Annotated in this window: 11 protein-coding genes; 8 read left to right on the plus strand and 3 right to left on the minus strand. The window is 64.4% G+C overall.

Annotated features, from left to right (window positions below; all coding sequences use genetic code 11):
* Positions 1-132: 132 nt before the first annotated feature.
* Positions 133-1281, minus strand: a complete 1149-nt coding sequence (locus CKW37_RS20500) for a DUF1624 domain-containing protein (RefSeq protein ID WP_095157855.1) — start codon at positions 1279-1281, stop codon at positions 133-135.
* 142 nt (positions 1282-1423) lie between these two features.
* Here CKW37_RS20500 and CKW37_RS20505 point away from each other — a divergent pair, with 142 nt between their 5' ends.
* From CKW37_RS20505 to CKW37_RS20515, 3 genes are all read left to right on the plus strand, one after another.
* The gene (locus tag CKW37_RS20505; protein WP_095157857.1) at positions 1424-2710 is read left to right on the plus strand and encodes an arsenic transporter; all 1287 of its coding nucleotides are present in this window, start codon (positions 1424-1426) and stop codon (positions 2708-2710) included.
* A gap of 43 nt (positions 2711-2753) precedes the next feature.
* Entirely contained in the window at positions 2754-3191 is a 438-nt protein-coding gene (locus CKW37_RS20510; protein ID WP_095157859.1) for an MAPEG family protein, read from the plus strand.
* Between the two features lie 256 nt (positions 3192-3447).
* Positions 3448-3966, plus strand: a complete 519-nt coding sequence (locus CKW37_RS20515; protein WP_095157861.1) for a cysteine hydrolase family protein — start codon at positions 3448-3450, stop codon at positions 3964-3966.
* Between the two features lie 53 nt (positions 3967-4019).
* On the opposite strand, the gene lysA is transcribed toward CKW37_RS20515, so the two are convergent.
* Positions 4020-5258, minus strand: a complete 1239-nt coding sequence (gene lysA, locus CKW37_RS20520; RefSeq protein ID WP_095157863.1) for a diaminopimelate decarboxylase — start codon at positions 5256-5258, stop codon at positions 4020-4022.
* Between the two features lie 128 nt (positions 5259-5386).
* On the opposite strand from lysA, the gene CKW37_RS20525 reads away from it, so the two are divergent.
* The 4 genes from CKW37_RS20525 (at position 5387) to CKW37_RS20540 (ending at position 10109) form a co-directional block, all read left to right on the plus strand.
* Positions 5387-6301 (plus strand): LysR family transcriptional regulator, encoded by a 915-nt coding sequence (locus CKW37_RS20525; protein ID WP_095158031.1) that lies wholly within the window; start codon positions 5387-5389, stop codon positions 6299-6301.
* Between the two features lie 490 nt (positions 6302-6791).
* A complete protein-coding gene (locus CKW37_RS20530; RefSeq protein WP_095157865.1) occupies positions 6792-7118 on the plus strand; it encodes a DUF485 domain-containing protein in 327 nt (108 codons plus the stop codon).
* Entirely contained in the window at positions 7115-8773 is a 1659-nt protein-coding gene (locus CKW37_RS20535) for a cation acetate symporter (RefSeq protein ID WP_095157867.1), read from the plus strand. The genes CKW37_RS20530 and CKW37_RS20535 overlap by 4 nt, the downstream gene beginning before the upstream one ends.
* Before the next feature lie 91 nt (positions 8774-8864).
* On the plus strand, positions 8865-10109 hold the full coding sequence (locus tag CKW37_RS20540) for an OprD family porin (protein ID WP_095157870.1): 1245 nt from the start codon (positions 8865-8867) through the stop codon (positions 10107-10109).
* A 179-nt stretch (positions 10110-10288) separates the two neighbouring features.
* On the opposite strand, the gene CKW37_RS20545 is transcribed toward CKW37_RS20540, so the two are convergent.
* The gene (locus tag CKW37_RS20545; RefSeq protein WP_095157872.1) at positions 10289-12880 is read right to left on the minus strand and encodes an EAL domain-containing protein; all 2592 of its coding nucleotides are present in this window, start codon (positions 12878-12880) and stop codon (positions 10289-10291) included.
* Positions 12881-13269: 389 nt separating this feature from the next.
* On the opposite strand from CKW37_RS20545, the gene CKW37_RS20550 reads away from it, so the two are divergent.
* Positions 13270-14889: a sensor domain-containing diguanylate cyclase gene (locus CKW37_RS20550; RefSeq protein WP_095158033.1), complete on the plus strand. Its 1620-nt coding sequence runs from the start codon at positions 13270-13272 to the stop codon at positions 14887-14889.
* Positions 14890-14891: the final 2 nt, after the last annotated feature.

Raw genomic sequence — 14891 nt, forward strand, 5'->3', positions numbered from 1 at the left:
CCCAAGGCGAACGGCAGATGCTTGCAGCGGGACAGTTTGATAGTCAGCAGGGCGATTCTTAGCGGTACGTAGGATACTTCCGAGGTAGTGAAAGCTGACGGCCCTGAGCCCATAGGCCGTCAGTGATCCTGCTTATAAATACTTCAACCAGGCAATATCCCGTCGCCGTGCCTTCAGCCGGGCAAACCAGCGCACCGGCAGGTACAACGCCAACGCCAGCAGCGCCGCCGCGATCCATACGGCCAGCACCGAATCAAAGCCGAAATACTGCCCATGATTGGTACCCCAGATCGCCACGCTGGCGAGGTACAGCAGCTTCAACACATACAAGTGCAGCAAGTAGAAGAACATCGGCGCCGCGCCGAACACCGCCAGCCAGCGCACCGCGCGTCCGTCGTTGCGGCGCTCGAACAGCACCAGCAGCAGCAGGCCGATCCCCAGCGTCAGGGCTAGGAACAACAACGACGGCGGGTATTTGGTGATGTTGAAGAAGCTCATCAGCGTCTGCACCGCCGTGTCGCCGCTGAACCAGGGCTTTTCGCCATAGCCGTTGAGCAAGCGCAACACCAGGAACAGGCCCAAGGCCCCGATGGCAGTCCCCAGCAATAGCTGACGACGCTGCCCCGCCTCAGTGCCCCGCGCAAACCACGGACCGATGGCATAGCCCAGCGAAATCACGCCGATCCACGGCAACAGCGGATACGACGTGCGCAACCGCAACCCCTCGGACACCTCGATCCAGCCGCGGTCATGCAGCACCGCCCACGGCACATGAGCCCAGTGCCCGACCGCGAAATGCACGCCGTCGAGCAGGTTGTGCCCGGCCACCAGCAACACGCCAAGGGCGATCAGCACACCGCGCGGCAGCCACAGCAACGCGCTCAGCGCCAGCATGCTCAGGCCGATGGCCCAGATGACCTGCAGGTAGACCACGCTCGGCGGCAACTGGAAGGTCCAGGCGAAGTTGACCAGGGTGAATTCCAGCACCACCAGAAACAACCCGCGCTTGAACAGGAAGGCTGAGACGGCGGCCTTGCCCTGGTATTTCTCGCCATAGAGAAACGCCGACAAGCCGGTCAGCAGGATGAACACCGGCGCGCACAGGTGCGCCAGGGTCCGGCTGAGGAACAAGGAGGGATCGGTCTGGGTCACATCCATCGGGTCGGCGACCTGCAGGTGCAGGTAGAAGGTTTCCCGGACGTGGTCCAGCAACATGAAGAGGATCACCAGCCCGCGCAGGGCATCGATCGAATGGAGACGCGTTGAAGGTGTGGGAGACATACGACTGCAAGGCTCTTTTGTGCAATGTAATAGTGTTACACATGATGGCACGTAGCCGCGCACCCTGTCACTTTGCCGATTGGCCGATCCCCGCTACATTGGCCGGCCTTGCGCCCATCACTCACCCCGCCGAGCCCACGCCATGCTGATCGCCGTCTCGATTTTCGTCCTCACCCTGGTGCTGGTGATCTGGCAACCGCGGGGCTTGAGCATCGGCTGGAGCGCCAGCGGTGGCGCGGTCCTGGCGCTGCTCGCCGGGGTGGTGCATCCGGGCGATATCCCGGCGGTCTGGGCCATCGTCTGGAACGCTACCGCGACCTTTATCGCGCTGATCATCATCAGTCTGCTGCTGGATGAAGCCGGCTTCTTCGAATGGGCCGCACTGCACATGGCGCGCTGGAGCAAGGGCCGCGGCGCACGCCTGTTCACCCTGATGGTGCTGCTCGGCGCGGCGGTGTCGGCGCTGTTCGCCAACGACGGTGCGGCGCTGATCCTCACTCCCATCGTCGTCGCCATGCTCCAGGCCCTACGCTTTTCGCCGGCGGCGACCCTGGCCTTCGTCATGGCCGCAGGCTTCATCGCCGACACCGCGAGCCTGCCGCTGGTGGTGTCGAACCTGGTGAACATCGTCTCGGCGGACTTCTTCGGCATCGGCTTCGGCGAATACGCGTCAGTGATGTGGCCGGTGAACCTGGCGAGCATCGCCGCCACCCTGGGCGTGCTCTGGTGGTTCTTCAGCAAGGACATCCCGCGCCACTTCGAGCCGACCCTGAAAGCCCCGCGCGACGCCATCCGCGACGTGCACACCTTCTACGCCGGCTGGGTGGTGCTGGTGTTCCTGCTGCTGGCGCTGTTTGCCCTGGAGCCACTGGGAATTCCGGTCAGCCTGGTGTCGGGCGTGTGCGCGCTGGTCCTGTTGCTGGTGGCCGGGCGCGGCAAGGTGATTTCCACGCGCAAGGTCATGCGTCACGCGCCCTGGCATATCGTGGTGTTCTCGCTGGGGATGTACCTGGTGGTCTACGGCCTGCGCAACGCCGGGCTGACCGAGCACATCAGCGGTCTGCTCGACCTGCTCGCCAGCCACGGCCTGTGGGCCGCGACCCTCGGCACCGGGCTGCTCGCGGCGCTGCTGTCGTCGGTGATGAACAACCTGCCCAGCGTGCTGGTCGGCGCCCTGTCGATCCACGGCGCCGAGGCCAGCGGGGTGATCCGCGAGGCGATGATCTACGCCAACGTGATCGGCTGCGACCTCGGCCCGAAGATCACCCCGATCGGCAGCCTCGCCACCCTGCTCTGGCTGCATGTGCTGGCGCGACGGGATATCCGCATCACCTGGGGTTACTACTTCAAGGTCGGCAGCCTGCTGACACTGCCGGTGTTGCTGGTCACGCTGGCCGCGCTGGCGCTGCGCCTGAGCCTGCCTGGCTGAGCGAAAGACTCAGCCAGGCCTGATGTTTCTCAAAGGAGTGAATATGAGCCTTACCCTATCGGTTTACGCCCTGTGTGTCGTGGTCCTGTTCCTGAAAATGCTCGGTATCTCCTGCTACCAGGGCTTTCACCGGATCAGCCGGTTGACCTTCGCCAACCCCGAGGACGCCCGCTTCGTGGGGCGTGCCGCCAGCCCGCAGGAGTTGCCCGAGGTCATCCGGGCGACGAAAGCCTGGGGCAACGACCTGGAAAACATCCCGCTGTTCTTCGTCCTCGGCGGCTTGTGCGTAGTACTCAAGACCAGCGTCAGCGTCACTATCCTGTTGTTCTGCGTGTTCACTCTGGCGCGAGTGGCGCACACTCTCGCGTACCTCAACCAGTGGCAGCCATGGCGGACGATGTTCTACGCCGTGGCGCTGGTTTGCCTGCTGGGCATGGCCGGGATGATCGTGGCCAGTGCCAGCGAGGCGCTGCTGGGTTGATCGTCCATCTCATGGAGTGGCAGCCATGTGCTGTCCAACAGATATTCAGCGCACTTGCCATCACCCCGCCAGTAACGCTACTGTCAGCCCCATGAATCGGTTCCGCAGCACCTCGACCACCCTGACCACTACCGCCACCGGCGGGCCGTGCGGGTGTTCGTGAGCGTCTGATGCCACACCCGAAAGGCCCCGCCAGCGATGGACGGGGCCTTTTTCGTTGTCCCGTGTCGCTGGCTCATCACAAGGAGCGACACCCATGCATGCACTCTTGATTCTCGATCTGCAGGTCGGCCTGTTCCACGGCCCGGAGCAGCCATGGCGCGGCGACGCGCTGCTTGCCGCAGTGAACAGCCTGCTGGCCAAGGCCCACGCCGCCGGTGCGCCGATCTTCCTCGCCCGCCATGTCGGCCCGCCCGGCTCGCCGCTGGCGCCGGACAGCGCGCTGACCCAACTGATTCCGGAACTGGACCTGAACGGCAGCGAGACGGTATTCGAGAAACAGCGCCCCAGTGCCTTTGCCGGCACCGGGTTGCTGGAGAAACTCAAGGACGCCGGCGCCAGCGGGCTGGTGATCGCCGGGATGAAGACCCAGTACTGCGTCGACAGCAGTTGCCGCGTGGCGCGGGATCTGGGGTTCGACGCGGTACTGATCGAGGACGGCCACACCTGCTCCGACACGCCGCAACTGAGCGCCGAGGCGATCGTTGCTCATCACAACGCGACGCTGGCGGGGCCGTTCTGTCGCGTGGTGAAGGCGGCTGACTGGCAGTTTTGAGGAAGGAGCGGCTCGCACTTCGCGAGCAAGCTCGCTCCTACAAGGGCCTCGGGTTAGAGACCCTGTTCCAGCGCCAGCAGATCCGACAGCGGCTGGGCCCGGCGAATCAGCCGCGCCTCGCCGTTGTCCAGCAGCACTTCGGCCAGCAGTGGCCGGCTGTTGTAGTTGGACGACATCGACGCGCCATAGGCGCCGGTGTCGTGCATCACCAGCAGATCGCCCACCTGGGGTTGCGGCAGCAGGCGGGGGACCAGGCCCTGATCGTCCTGGGTGAAGACGTCGCCGGACTCGCACAGCGGACCGCCCACCACGCATTCCACCAACGGCCGCTCGACCGCCTGGCCCTGGGCATCCAGCACGCTCATGTGGTGATAGGCGCCGTACATGGCCGGGCGCATCAGGTCGTTGAAGCCGGCGTCCACCAGCACGAACTGGCGGCTGCCCGCGCGTTTCACCGCACGCACTTCGGTCACCAGACGGCCCGATTCGGCGACGAGGAAACGCCCCGGCTCGATTTCCATGCGCACCGGATGCGCGAGGAAGGCTTCAATTTCTTCCTTGGCTTTCTGCCAGGTGCTGGCATAACGCTCGACATCCACCGCCACATCGCCTTCGCGGTACGGCGTGGACAGGCCACCGCCAATCGAGAACGCCTCGATATCGTGGTCCAGGGCCTTGATGACCTCGACCATCGCCCCGCCGACCTGGGCCAGGTGGCCGTAATCGACGCCCGAACCGATGTGCATGTGCAGGCCCACCAGGTGCAGGCCCTTGGCACGGATCACCGCCAGCGCGTCGCCGATTTCGTCGTGCCAGATACCGTGCTTGCTGTTCTCGCCGCCGGTGTTGGTCTTGCGGCTGTGGCCGTAGCCGAAGCCGGGGTTGATACGCAGCCAGACGCGATGGCCCGGCGAGTGCTCGCCCAATTGACGCAGCATGTCGATGGAGCCGCAGTTGACTTCAACCTTGAGTTCCACCACCCGGCGCAGGGTCGGTTTGTCCAGCAGGTCGCAGGTCAGGACCACACCGGCCGGGTCGCCTTCCGGGCTGTAGCCCGCCAGCAGCGCCCGCTCCAGTTCACCAACGGACACCGCGTCGACGCGCACGCCGTGCTCGCGCATCAGCCGCAGGATGTGCAGGTTGGAGCTGGCTTTCTGGGCGAAACGGACCACGTCGAAGCAGCGCAGTTGCTCGATGCGGTCACGGATGATGGCGGCGTCATAGGTCCAGAACGGCGTGGGGAACTGCTGCGCGGCGGCAACCAGGGTCTGCTGGGCGAAAGGAAGGGTCATGACGCGGGAATCCTGCGGGCGATGAGAATGACGCCATCATGCCCAACGCCTTCCATTCAGAAAAATATCTATTCTTTGTCAGTCGATTCAGTTTTGATATGACCACTTTTCCAGAGCAGACCATCGCCGTGAGCATCTCCGTCCGCCACATCGAAGTGTTCCGCGCCATCATGCTGGCCGGCAGCGTCACCGGCGCGGCGCGCTTGCTGTTCACCTCGCAGCCGACTTTGAGCCGGGAACTGGCGCGCCTGGAAAGCCTCAGCGGATTGAAGCTGTTCGACCGCCAGGGCGGTCGCCTGTTGCCGACGGCACAGGCGTTGATGCTGCTGGAGGAAGTCGAGCGCTCCTACGTCGGGCTGGAGCGGATCAACAGCCTGGCGCAGTCGATCCGCCGCTTCGAGCACGGCCAGTTGCACCTGACCTGCCTGCCGCTGTTCTCGCAGACCCTGCTGCCGCGGGTGTGCAAACAGTTCCAGCGCCAGCAGTCGGGCATCAGCCTGTGCATCAGCGCCCAGGAATCACCGCTGCTGGACGAATCCCTCAGCGCCCAGCGCCATGACCTCGGCCTGACCGAGGGCGAGCAGGTGCCGCGCGGCACCCGCGGCGAGTCGCTGTTCAGCGCCGACATGCTCTGCGTACTGCCCGACGGCCATCCGCTGGCGGCGCGGGAGCAACTGGCGATGAGCGATTTTCACGGGGTCGATTTCATCAACCTCGCCGGGCGCGACATCTACCGCCAGCGCCTCGACGAGCACTTTCGCACTGCCGTGGTGGAGCGCCATACGGTGATCGAAACCACCAACGCCGCATCGGTCTGCGCCATGGTCCGCGAGGGCCTTGGCGTGGCGATCATCAACCCGCTGAGCGCCTTGCAGGAAGCTGGCCGGGGCCTGGCGGTGCGGCGCCTGACGGTGTCGATCCCCTACCGGGTGATGCTGATCCGCCCGGAATTCCGACCGTCATCGGTGTTCGTCGAAGCCTTTTGCCAAGCCCTGCACAACGAGGCGGCGAGCCTGATGGAGCGTCTGGCGCGACTCGACTGACTGCACAAGGCGCTCCGACTAGCGACTAATCCATTCAGCTACACCCGATCAGCCTCGAATCAGCCTGAAAACCACAAACACATATAGTACAAATACCATATCAAACAGGTAACACTTCCATACCTGCACCGGAATGATATATAAAGCCCCCGGAGCCATCTGCGCCGCTTCCCGTCGACACGGAAACGGCAAACATAAAGAGCTAACAATCAGCCACCGGGTGCCACACATGTCGAAACTTGCCCAGGGCCTCGCCCCTGCCGCCCTCAGTACGTCCGCGCGACCGTCCGTTGTTCGCGACCGCCGTCACCTCTCACACCGAACACCCGTCCACGACGATCCACATCGCCGCGAATAACCGCGCGCGCTGACGCGCCAGCACTTCTCACGTTTCCCTCCGGTGACGGGCCACGCCCGCCGCCCCGGTGTCGCGCACCCTGAAATCCGTGCGTGGCGTGCAAGACCATAAGAAAGCCAAGGAGCCCCACCCATGAGCAATGCTGAACTGTCCCATAGCCAGCGATGTGCGCGGATCCGCGCCAATCCGAAATTCCAGCACCTGGTGCGCAGCCGTTCGCGGCTGTCCTGGTCACTCAGCGCCGCAGTGCTGACCGCCTATTACCTGTTCATGCTGGTGGTCGCCTTCCAGCCGCAATGGCTGCACACCCCACTGGCCGAAGGCCGCCAACTGACCCTCGGGATTCCCGTGGCGGCGTCGCTGATCGTGCTGTCCTGGCTGCTCACCGGCTGGTATGTGCGCAGCGCCAACACCCGCTTCGACGCAATGAGCGCCGACCTGCTGGAGGAGTTGAAATGAACCCACGCCTGCTCGCCCTCGGCGCCCTGCTGCTGGCCCCGGCACTGGTCTTCGCCGCGCCCATCGTCGCCGAAAAACAACCGGTCAACCTGCATGCCATCGGCATGTTCTTCGTCTTCGTCCTCGGCACGCTGGCGATCACCTGGTGGGCCGCCCGCCAGACCCAATCCACCTCCGATTTCTACACCGCCGGCGGCGGTATCAGCGGCTTCCAGAACGGCCTGGCGATCGCCGGTGACTACATGTCCGCCGCCACCCTGCTGGGCCTCTCCAGCCTGGTCTTCGCCAAGGGCTACGACGGTTTCATCTACACCGTGGCGTTCTTCGTCGGCTGGCCGATCATCACCTTTCTGATGGCCGAGCGGCTGCGCAACCTCGGCCGCTTCACCTTCGCCGACATCGTTTCCTACCGCCTCGACCAGACCCGCATGCGCACCTTCGCCGCCTTCGGTTCGCTGACCGTGGTGTGCTGCTACCTGGTGGTGCAGATGGTCGGCGCCGGGCAACTGATCAAGCTGCTGTTCGGCCTCGACTACCGCACCGCGGTGATCGTGGTCGGCGCGCTGATGCTGGTGTACGTGATCTTCGGCGGCATGATCGCCACCACCTGGGTGCAGATCATCAAGGCCGTTCTGCTGCTCGCCGGCGGCACCACCCTGGCGATGCTGGCCATGGCCGAGTTCGGCTTCAGCTTCGAGACCCTCGCCACCCGCGCCGTCGAAGCCCACGCCATCGGCTGGAACATCATGGGCCCGGGCGCGATGCTCGCCGACCCGATCAACGCCGCGTCGCTGTCCCTCGGCCTGGTGTTCGGCATCGCCGGCCTGCCGCATATCCTCATGCGCTTCTTCACCGTGCCGAACGCCAGGGAAGCGCGTAAATCGGTGTTCTACGCCACCGGCTTCATCGGCTTCTTCTTCCTTGTGGTGATGGTGCTGGGCTATGCCGCCATCGTCATCGTCGGCACCGACCCGCAGTTCTATGTTGGCGGCGACCTCAAGGGCGCGCTGATCGGCGGCGGCAACATGGTCGCCATGCACCTGGCCAAGGCCGTGGGCGGCAACCTGTTCCTCGGTTTCCTCTCGGCGGTGGCCTTCGCCACCATCCTCGCGGTGGTTTCGGGGCTGGCGCTGGCTGGTGCTTCGGCAATTTCCCACGACCTGTACGCCACCGTGCTGAAGAAAGGCACCGCCAGCGAAGCGCAGGAAATGCGCGTCACCCGCTTCGCCACCGTGGGTCTGGGCGTGATCGCCATCCTGCTGGGCTTCCTCTTCGAGAACCAGAACATCGCCTTCCTGGTTGGCCTGACCTTCGGCATCGCCGCGTCGACCAACTTCCCGGTGCTGATCATGGCCATGTACTGGAAGAACCTGACCACCCGCGGCGCCCTGGCGGGCGGCTTCGCCGGTCTGATTTCGGCGCTGGTGCTGGTGATCCTGTCGCCGGCCGTGTGGGTGACCGTGCTGGGCAATGCCAAGGCGATCTACCCCTACGACCACCCGGCGCTGTTCTCCATGCCGCTGGCGTTCCTCGTCACCGTGGTGGTCTCGCTGCTGGACACCAGCGCCCGCGCCGCCCGTGAACGCGACGCCTTCGACGACCAGTTCGTCCGCGCCCAGACCGGCCTCGGCGCCGCCGCCGCATCCAACCACTGATCCCTGTCACATCCCCCTGTAGGAGCGAGCTCGCTCGCGAAGGCCTGCGCCAGCAGGCCCCGCCCCACACATAACAACAAGAGAACCCAACATGCTCCGCACCCTGACCCCACTGGCCCTGGCCATCCTCTGCAGCAACGCCCACGCCGCCTTCCTCGACGACAGCAAGGCCAGCGTCGAAGCCCGCAACTTCTACTTCAACCGCGATTTCCGCCAGGACGGCGCGGCCCAATCGAAAGCCGAGGAATGGGCGCAAGGTTTCATCCTGCGCTACGAATCCGGCTTCACCGAAGGCACCCTTGGTTTCGGCGTCGATGCCATCGGCCTGCTCGGCCTCAAGCTCGACTCCAGCCCCGACCGCGCCGGCAGCGGCCTGCTGCAACGGGACCGCGAAGCACCGAAGCGCGCCCAGGACAGCTCCAGCGACCTCGGTCTGACCGCCAAGGTCCGCGCGTCCAACAGCGTGCTCAAGCTCGGCACACTGATCCCCAAACTGCCGGTGCTGATGCCCAACGATTCGCGCCTGCTGCCGCAGGTCTTCCAGGGCGGCCAGGTGACGCTGCAGGAAATCAGCAACCTCAGCGTGGACCTGGGCCGGTTGCGCCAGGTCAACCAGCGTGATTCCCAGGACTACGAGGACATGAGCGTCACCACTGGCGCGGCGAAGAACATCGTCGTGCGCCAGACCACCACCGACCGCTTCGACTTCGGCCACGCGTTGTACAAGTGGAACGACAGTCTGAGCACCAGCTACAGCTACGGCGGCCTGGAAAACCTCTATCGCCAGCACATGCTCGGGCTCACCCACACCTGGGCGCTGGGCGACGGCCAGACGCTGAAGAGCGACCTGCGCTTCGCCCGCTCGCTGGACGACGGCGGCAGCAATATCGACAACAAGGCGCTGGGCGCGATGTTCACCTACGGCCTCAAGGGCCACGCGTTCGGCCTGGGTTACCAGCGCATGAGCGGCGATACGGGCTTCGCCTACCTCAACGGCGCCGACGCGTACCTGGTGAACTTCGTGCAGATCGGCGACTTCGCCAACAAGGACGAGCGCTCGTGGCAGGCGCGGTATGACTTCAACTTCGCCAGCGTCGGTATCCCCGGCCTGACCTTCATGACCCGCTACCTGAGCGGCGACAACGTCGACCTCGGCGCGGCGCGGCCGAACGGCAAGGAATGGGAGCGGGACATGGATATCGGCTATGTGATCCAGAGCGGACCGCTGAAAAACCTGGGGGTGAAATGGCGCAACGCGACCGTGCGCTCGACCAATTTCGGCAATGACCTGGATGAGAACCGGCTGATTGTGAGTTACACCGTGGCGCTTTGGTAAATCGCATCCGGTCGCTAGCCGACAGATCTTCAGCGTTCTGAAGATCGAGCGCCGCCCGCGCGGCGCTTCGCGGCGGTTCGGCGCCCCGACAAGTTCGCTCCTGCACTAAAGCGCTGATTCAAAACTTTGCGCGATTCTGTAGGAGCGAGCTTGCTCGCGATGCGCACCACCCCGAAGTCCTACCCCACAACCCCCGCCTCTTCTTCGATCACCACCCGTTCCTCCAGCCACTGCGCCAGCGCATCCGGCGCCAATGGCGGCGAGAACAGATAGCCCTGGGCCACCGGATAACCCTGCTCCTGCAGCCAGACACTCTGCGAGTCGGTCTCGATACCCTCGGCCACCACCGTCAGGTGCAGGCTCTTGCCAATGCCGAGAATGGCATTGCTCAACGCCCGCGCCGCTTCGTCATGCTCAAGATCCGCGACAAAACTGCGGTCCAGTTTCAACTCCGACACCGGCAGGCGCCGCAGGTAGCTGAGGCTGGAATAGCCGGTGCCGAAATCGTCCATCGACAGGCGAATGCCCTGGGCATGTACTTCCTCGATGGTCTTCATGGTGCTGGGGTTGGTGTCCAGCAGGATGTTCTCGGTCAGTTCGAGGGTCAGGTCCGCCGGCGCCAGGTGATGGCTGCGCAGGGTGTCGGCGATCATCCGCGGCAGGTCGAGGTTGTGGAAACTGGTCGGCGACAGGTTGACCGCCACCGCCGGCACCACCAGGCCCCGGGCGCGCCATTCGGACAACTGCCGGCACGCCTCGCGCAGCGCCCAGCGTCCCAGTTCGGCCACCAGGCCACACTCTTCGGCCAGCGGAATGAAACGCGCCGGCGATACGTCGCCGAACTGCGGATGCGTCCAGCGCGCCAGCGCCTCGACGCCGTACAGGCGCCCGGTGGACATCTCGATCTGCGGTTGGTAATGCAGGCGCAACTGGCCTTTCTGCAGGGCCTCGCGCAGGGCGTTTTCCAGCGCCAGGCGCTCCTGCGCCAACTTGTTCATTTCGCTGCTGAAGAAACTGAAGCAGCCGCGGCCGCTGCTCTTGGCCTGGTACATGGCCATGTCGGCGCGGTGCAGCAGGGTTTCCACGTCGCAACCATCGGACGGGTACATGGCGACGCCCACGCTGGCGGAAATCGACAGGTTGGTGTTGGCGATGGTCATCGGCTGGCACAGCAGCGTCTGGATGCGCTCCACCGCGTCAGCGGCATGGTCGCCGTCGCACTGCGGCAGGATCACCACGAACTCGTCGCCCGACAGCCGCCCGGCGATATCCGAGCCGCGCAGTTCACGGCGCATTTTCGCCGCCACGTTACGCAGCAGTTCGTCGCCGGCCGGATGACCAAGGGAATCGTTGACCTGCTTGAAGCGGTCGAGGTCGATGAACAGCACCGCCAGTTGCTCGTTGTTGCGCGCGGCGGTGGCGATAGCCTGGTCGGCCTTGGCCTGCAACAGGCTGCGGTTGGGCAGGCCGGTCAGGGCGTCGTAATAGGCCAGTTGGCGAATCCGCTGACGCGAGTTTTCCCGCTCCAGCGCCAGCGAACAGAGGTGCGCGCAGGCGTCTACCAAACGCTGGTGGAACAGCGCCGAGGCGACATTGCGCGGCTGACGGAAATAGAACGCGAAGGTGCCGATGGCCTCGCCCTGGCTGTTGCGGATCGGCGTCGACCAGCAACTGCGAAAGCCCAGCGGTCGCGCCAGGTCCTGATAGCCGGCCCACAGCGGGTCGCTGGCAATATCGTCCACCAGCACCGATTCGTTGCGCCAGGCGGCGGTACCGCAGGAACCCACCATCGGGCCGATACGCACGCCATTCAGTTGGCGGCTGTAATCGCTCGGCAGGCTCGGCGCGGCGAGCGAATGCAGTTGCCCCTCTTCGTCGACCTTGAGGATCGAGGCGGTGATTTCCGGGGCGATGCGCTCCACTTCCAGGCAGATCAGCTCCAGCACTTCGGTCAGCGGCTGCTCCCGGGCCATGGACTCCAGCACCCGGTGCTGCAAGGCTTCGTGCATCTTGGCCTGGGTGATGTCGGTGAACAGGGTCACGGTGTGCTGCAACTGGCCGGCGCTGTCGAAGATCGGGTTGCTCACCACCTTCGCCCAGTAGCGCTGGCCGTGCTTGCCGGTGACGATTTCTTCGCGCTGCATGGCGCCGGCGGCGTACATCTCGGCGTAGTACTCAGCGATGGTCTGCTCGTCCCGGTCCGGCACCAACAGCGCCATCGGACTCTGGCCTTTGATCTCGTCGCCACGCCAACCGAACATCCGCCCAAAGCCGGCGTTGGTGTAGGCAATGCGCCGCTGGCTGTCGCTGATCATCACCGCGGTGTCGCTGGCATCCGCCACCAGCGACAGCATGCGCAGGCGTTCCTGCTGGACCCGTTCCTGCTCCAGCCGCGCGCTGATATCGGTGGCCAGCTTGAGTACCTGGACAACCTCACCGTTGCCGTCGAACACCGGCGTATAGGTCGCCTCCAGCCAGCAACTGCTGCCGTCGCTGCGCACCCGTTCCTGGATTCCGGAACTTCCGCTGCCTTCGCGCAAGCGTGGCCAGAACAATTCGTAAGCCGGGCTCTCCACCAGCGTGCGCGGGCAGAAGAAGCTGTGGTGGCGGCCGCGGATGTCCTCCAGCGAGTACCCCAGCAGCACCAGGTAGTTCTGATTGGCCCGCAGCAGCGTGCCATCCGGGGCGAACTCGGCGATGGACATCACCCGGTCGAGGGCGGCCAGTTGAGCCAGCGACAATTCGATGGAACGGTTGTCGTGAGACGTCATGTTCTACTCAAGAGAATCCAGCCAGGCAGTGGCCGGGATAGACCAGGAACCTGTGCCCACTGCGGCGCCCGAAACCTGCGGCCGCATCCATGGCACATGCATTGATGTCAGCATGATATTACCCCTCCCGCATGGCGGTCCATCTCTCCACCGTGCAAAACAAGCCCTTCGGCGCAGTTGCCGGCCTCACCGAAACAACACAACTGTCTGAATCAGCGTGGTTTTCGGTTCACTGCGTGACCCATCAGTCAAATTCATGACCACGTATACACTGTGGCTATTCGACTAAAGTCTCATTACCCTTCGCGCGACAACTTCGGGCCGCAGGCGCAGTATGCCGCGCTTCGTCACGGCCCATGGCGGTTTGCCATGACCGTGCGCGCCTTCAAATGATTCAGGATCGGGGCAAGGGGACTTCGGTGCAGTTGAGACATTTCTTCCGTTGGGATCTGCGCAGCCTGATTCTGCTGCTGACGCTGATCACCGCTCTGGTCACCCTGCTCAACAGTTTCTACGCCAGCTATCGCGTGCAGTACCAGTTGCTGATCGATAACGCCCTGGAAGCCAACCACGCCTATGCCTCCAAACTGGCGTCGAGCACCGAGACCTACCTGCAAGCCTCGCAGCAACAACTGGCCTACGCCGCCGACCTGCTCGGCGAGCACTTCGACGACCTCGCACAACTGAACCGCGAAGCCGTGCGCCTGCGCCTGCAGACCAACACCTTCAACTCCATCGTCATTACCGACGACGAAGGCGTGGTGCGCTCCACCTCGCCGGACACCCTGCAGATTCTCGGCAAGAAGCTGCAATCGGAGGGTGCCCTGGCGGCCCTGCGCGAGCGCCGGCCACTGATCTCCAGCCCGTACATGTCGGCGGCGAACAACCTGATCATCTTCATCTCGCAACCGGTGTTCGACAAAGCCGGTCGCTACCGCGGACTGATTGGCGGCAGCATCTACCTCAAGCACAAGAGCATCCTCAACGAACTGCTCGGCGAGCACTACTACAAGAACGGCTCCTACCTGTACGTGGTCGACAGCAACCGCCGCCTGCTCTATCACCCCGATGCCGACCGGGTCGGCAGCATCGTCGGCAGCAACAGCCTGATCGACACCCTCGGCACGCGGGACAACGGCACCCAACGGGTAGTCAACAGCCAGGGCATGGACATGCTCGCCGGTTTCGCCTCCGTGCCCTCGGCGCATTGGGGCATCGTCGCCCAACGCTCCACCGAGTCGACCCTCGAAGGGCTCGACCAGTTACTGATGAGCGTGATCTTCAAGACCATCCCGCTAGCGATCGTCAGCTTCATCCTGATCTGGTGGTTCTCGCGGATCATCGCCCAACCGCTCAGGCAGTTGGCCGCTGGCGCGAAGAAGATCAACGAGCCGGAAACCAGCGCGCAAATCGAGAGCGTACGCTCCTGGTACTTCGAGTCATCGGAACTCAAGCGCGCCCTGTTGATTGGCCTCAACCTGCTGCATGAGCGCCTGGGCAAGCTCAATCACGACATCCAGACCGACCCGCTGACCGGCCTGCGCAACCGCCGCGGCCTCGACCTCGCGGTGACGCTGTGGCAGGCGGAAAAACGCCCGTTCTCGGTGATCGCCATCGACATCGACCACTTCAAGCAGGTCAACGACACCTACGGGCACGCCGCCGGGGACGAGGTGCTGCAAGCGCTGGCGGAGGTGATGCGCGGCTGCTCACGGGACCACGACGTGATCTGCCGTTCCGGCGGCGAGGAATTCTTCATGCTGCTGCCGGGCACCCGCCCGGACACGGCGGCGCGGGTGGCCGAGCGCTTGCGCCATCGGGTCGAGCAGATGGAATTCGAAACGGTCGGCAACCTCACGCTGTCCATGGGCGTGGCCAACTGGCCGCTGCACTCGGACAACGCCGCGCGGGTCTTCGAAGTGGCTGACGAGCAGCTTTATCAGGCCAAGATCGGCGGGCGCAACCGGGTCCGCGTGGCCGACGCAGCAGAGGTTGCCCATCAGGTCTAAGT

Source organism: Pseudomonas sp. Irchel 3E13, from assembly GCF_900187455.1.
Taxonomy (GTDB): Bacteria; Pseudomonadota; Gammaproteobacteria; order Pseudomonadales; family Pseudomonadaceae; genus Aquipseudomonas.

Bases quoted from the DNA above. Each gene is read 5' to 3' on its own strand.
- CKW37_RS20535 (WP_095157867.1), top strand. From the start codon at position 7,115: ATGAACCCACGCCTGCTCGCCCTCGGCGCCCTGCTGCTGGCCCCGGCA.
- CKW37_RS20510 (WP_095157859.1), top strand. From the start codon at position 2,754: ATGAGCCTTACCCTATCGGTTTACGCCCTGTGTGTCGTGGTCCTGTTC.
- CKW37_RS20500 (WP_095157855.1), bottom strand. From the start codon at position 1,281: ATGTCTCCCACACCTTCAACGCGTCTCCATTCGATCGATGCCCTGCGC.
- CKW37_RS20515 (WP_095157861.1), top strand. From the start codon at position 3,448: ATGCATGCACTCTTGATTCTCGATCTGCAGGTCGGCCTGTTCCACGGC.
- CKW37_RS20550 (WP_095158033.1), top strand. From the start codon at position 13,270: ATGATTCAGGATCGGGGCAAGGGGACTTCGGTGCAGTTGAGACATTTC.
- CKW37_RS20530 (WP_095157865.1), top strand. From the start codon at position 6,792: ATGAGCAATGCTGAACTGTCCCATAGCCAGCGATGTGCGCGGATCCGC.
- CKW37_RS20505 (WP_095157857.1), top strand. From the start codon at position 1,424: ATGCTGATCGCCGTCTCGATTTTCGTCCTCACCCTGGTGCTGGTGATC.
- CKW37_RS20540 (WP_095157870.1), top strand. From the start codon at position 8,865: ATGCTCCGCACCCTGACCCCACTGGCCCTGGCCATCCTCTGCAGCAAC.
- lysA (WP_095157863.1), bottom strand. From the start codon at position 5,258: ATGACCCTTCCTTTCGCCCAGCAGACCCTGGTTGCCGCCGCGCAGCAG.
- CKW37_RS20545 (WP_095157872.1), bottom strand. From the start codon at position 12,880: ATGACGTCTCACGACAACCGTTCCATCGAATTGTCGCTGGCTCAACTG.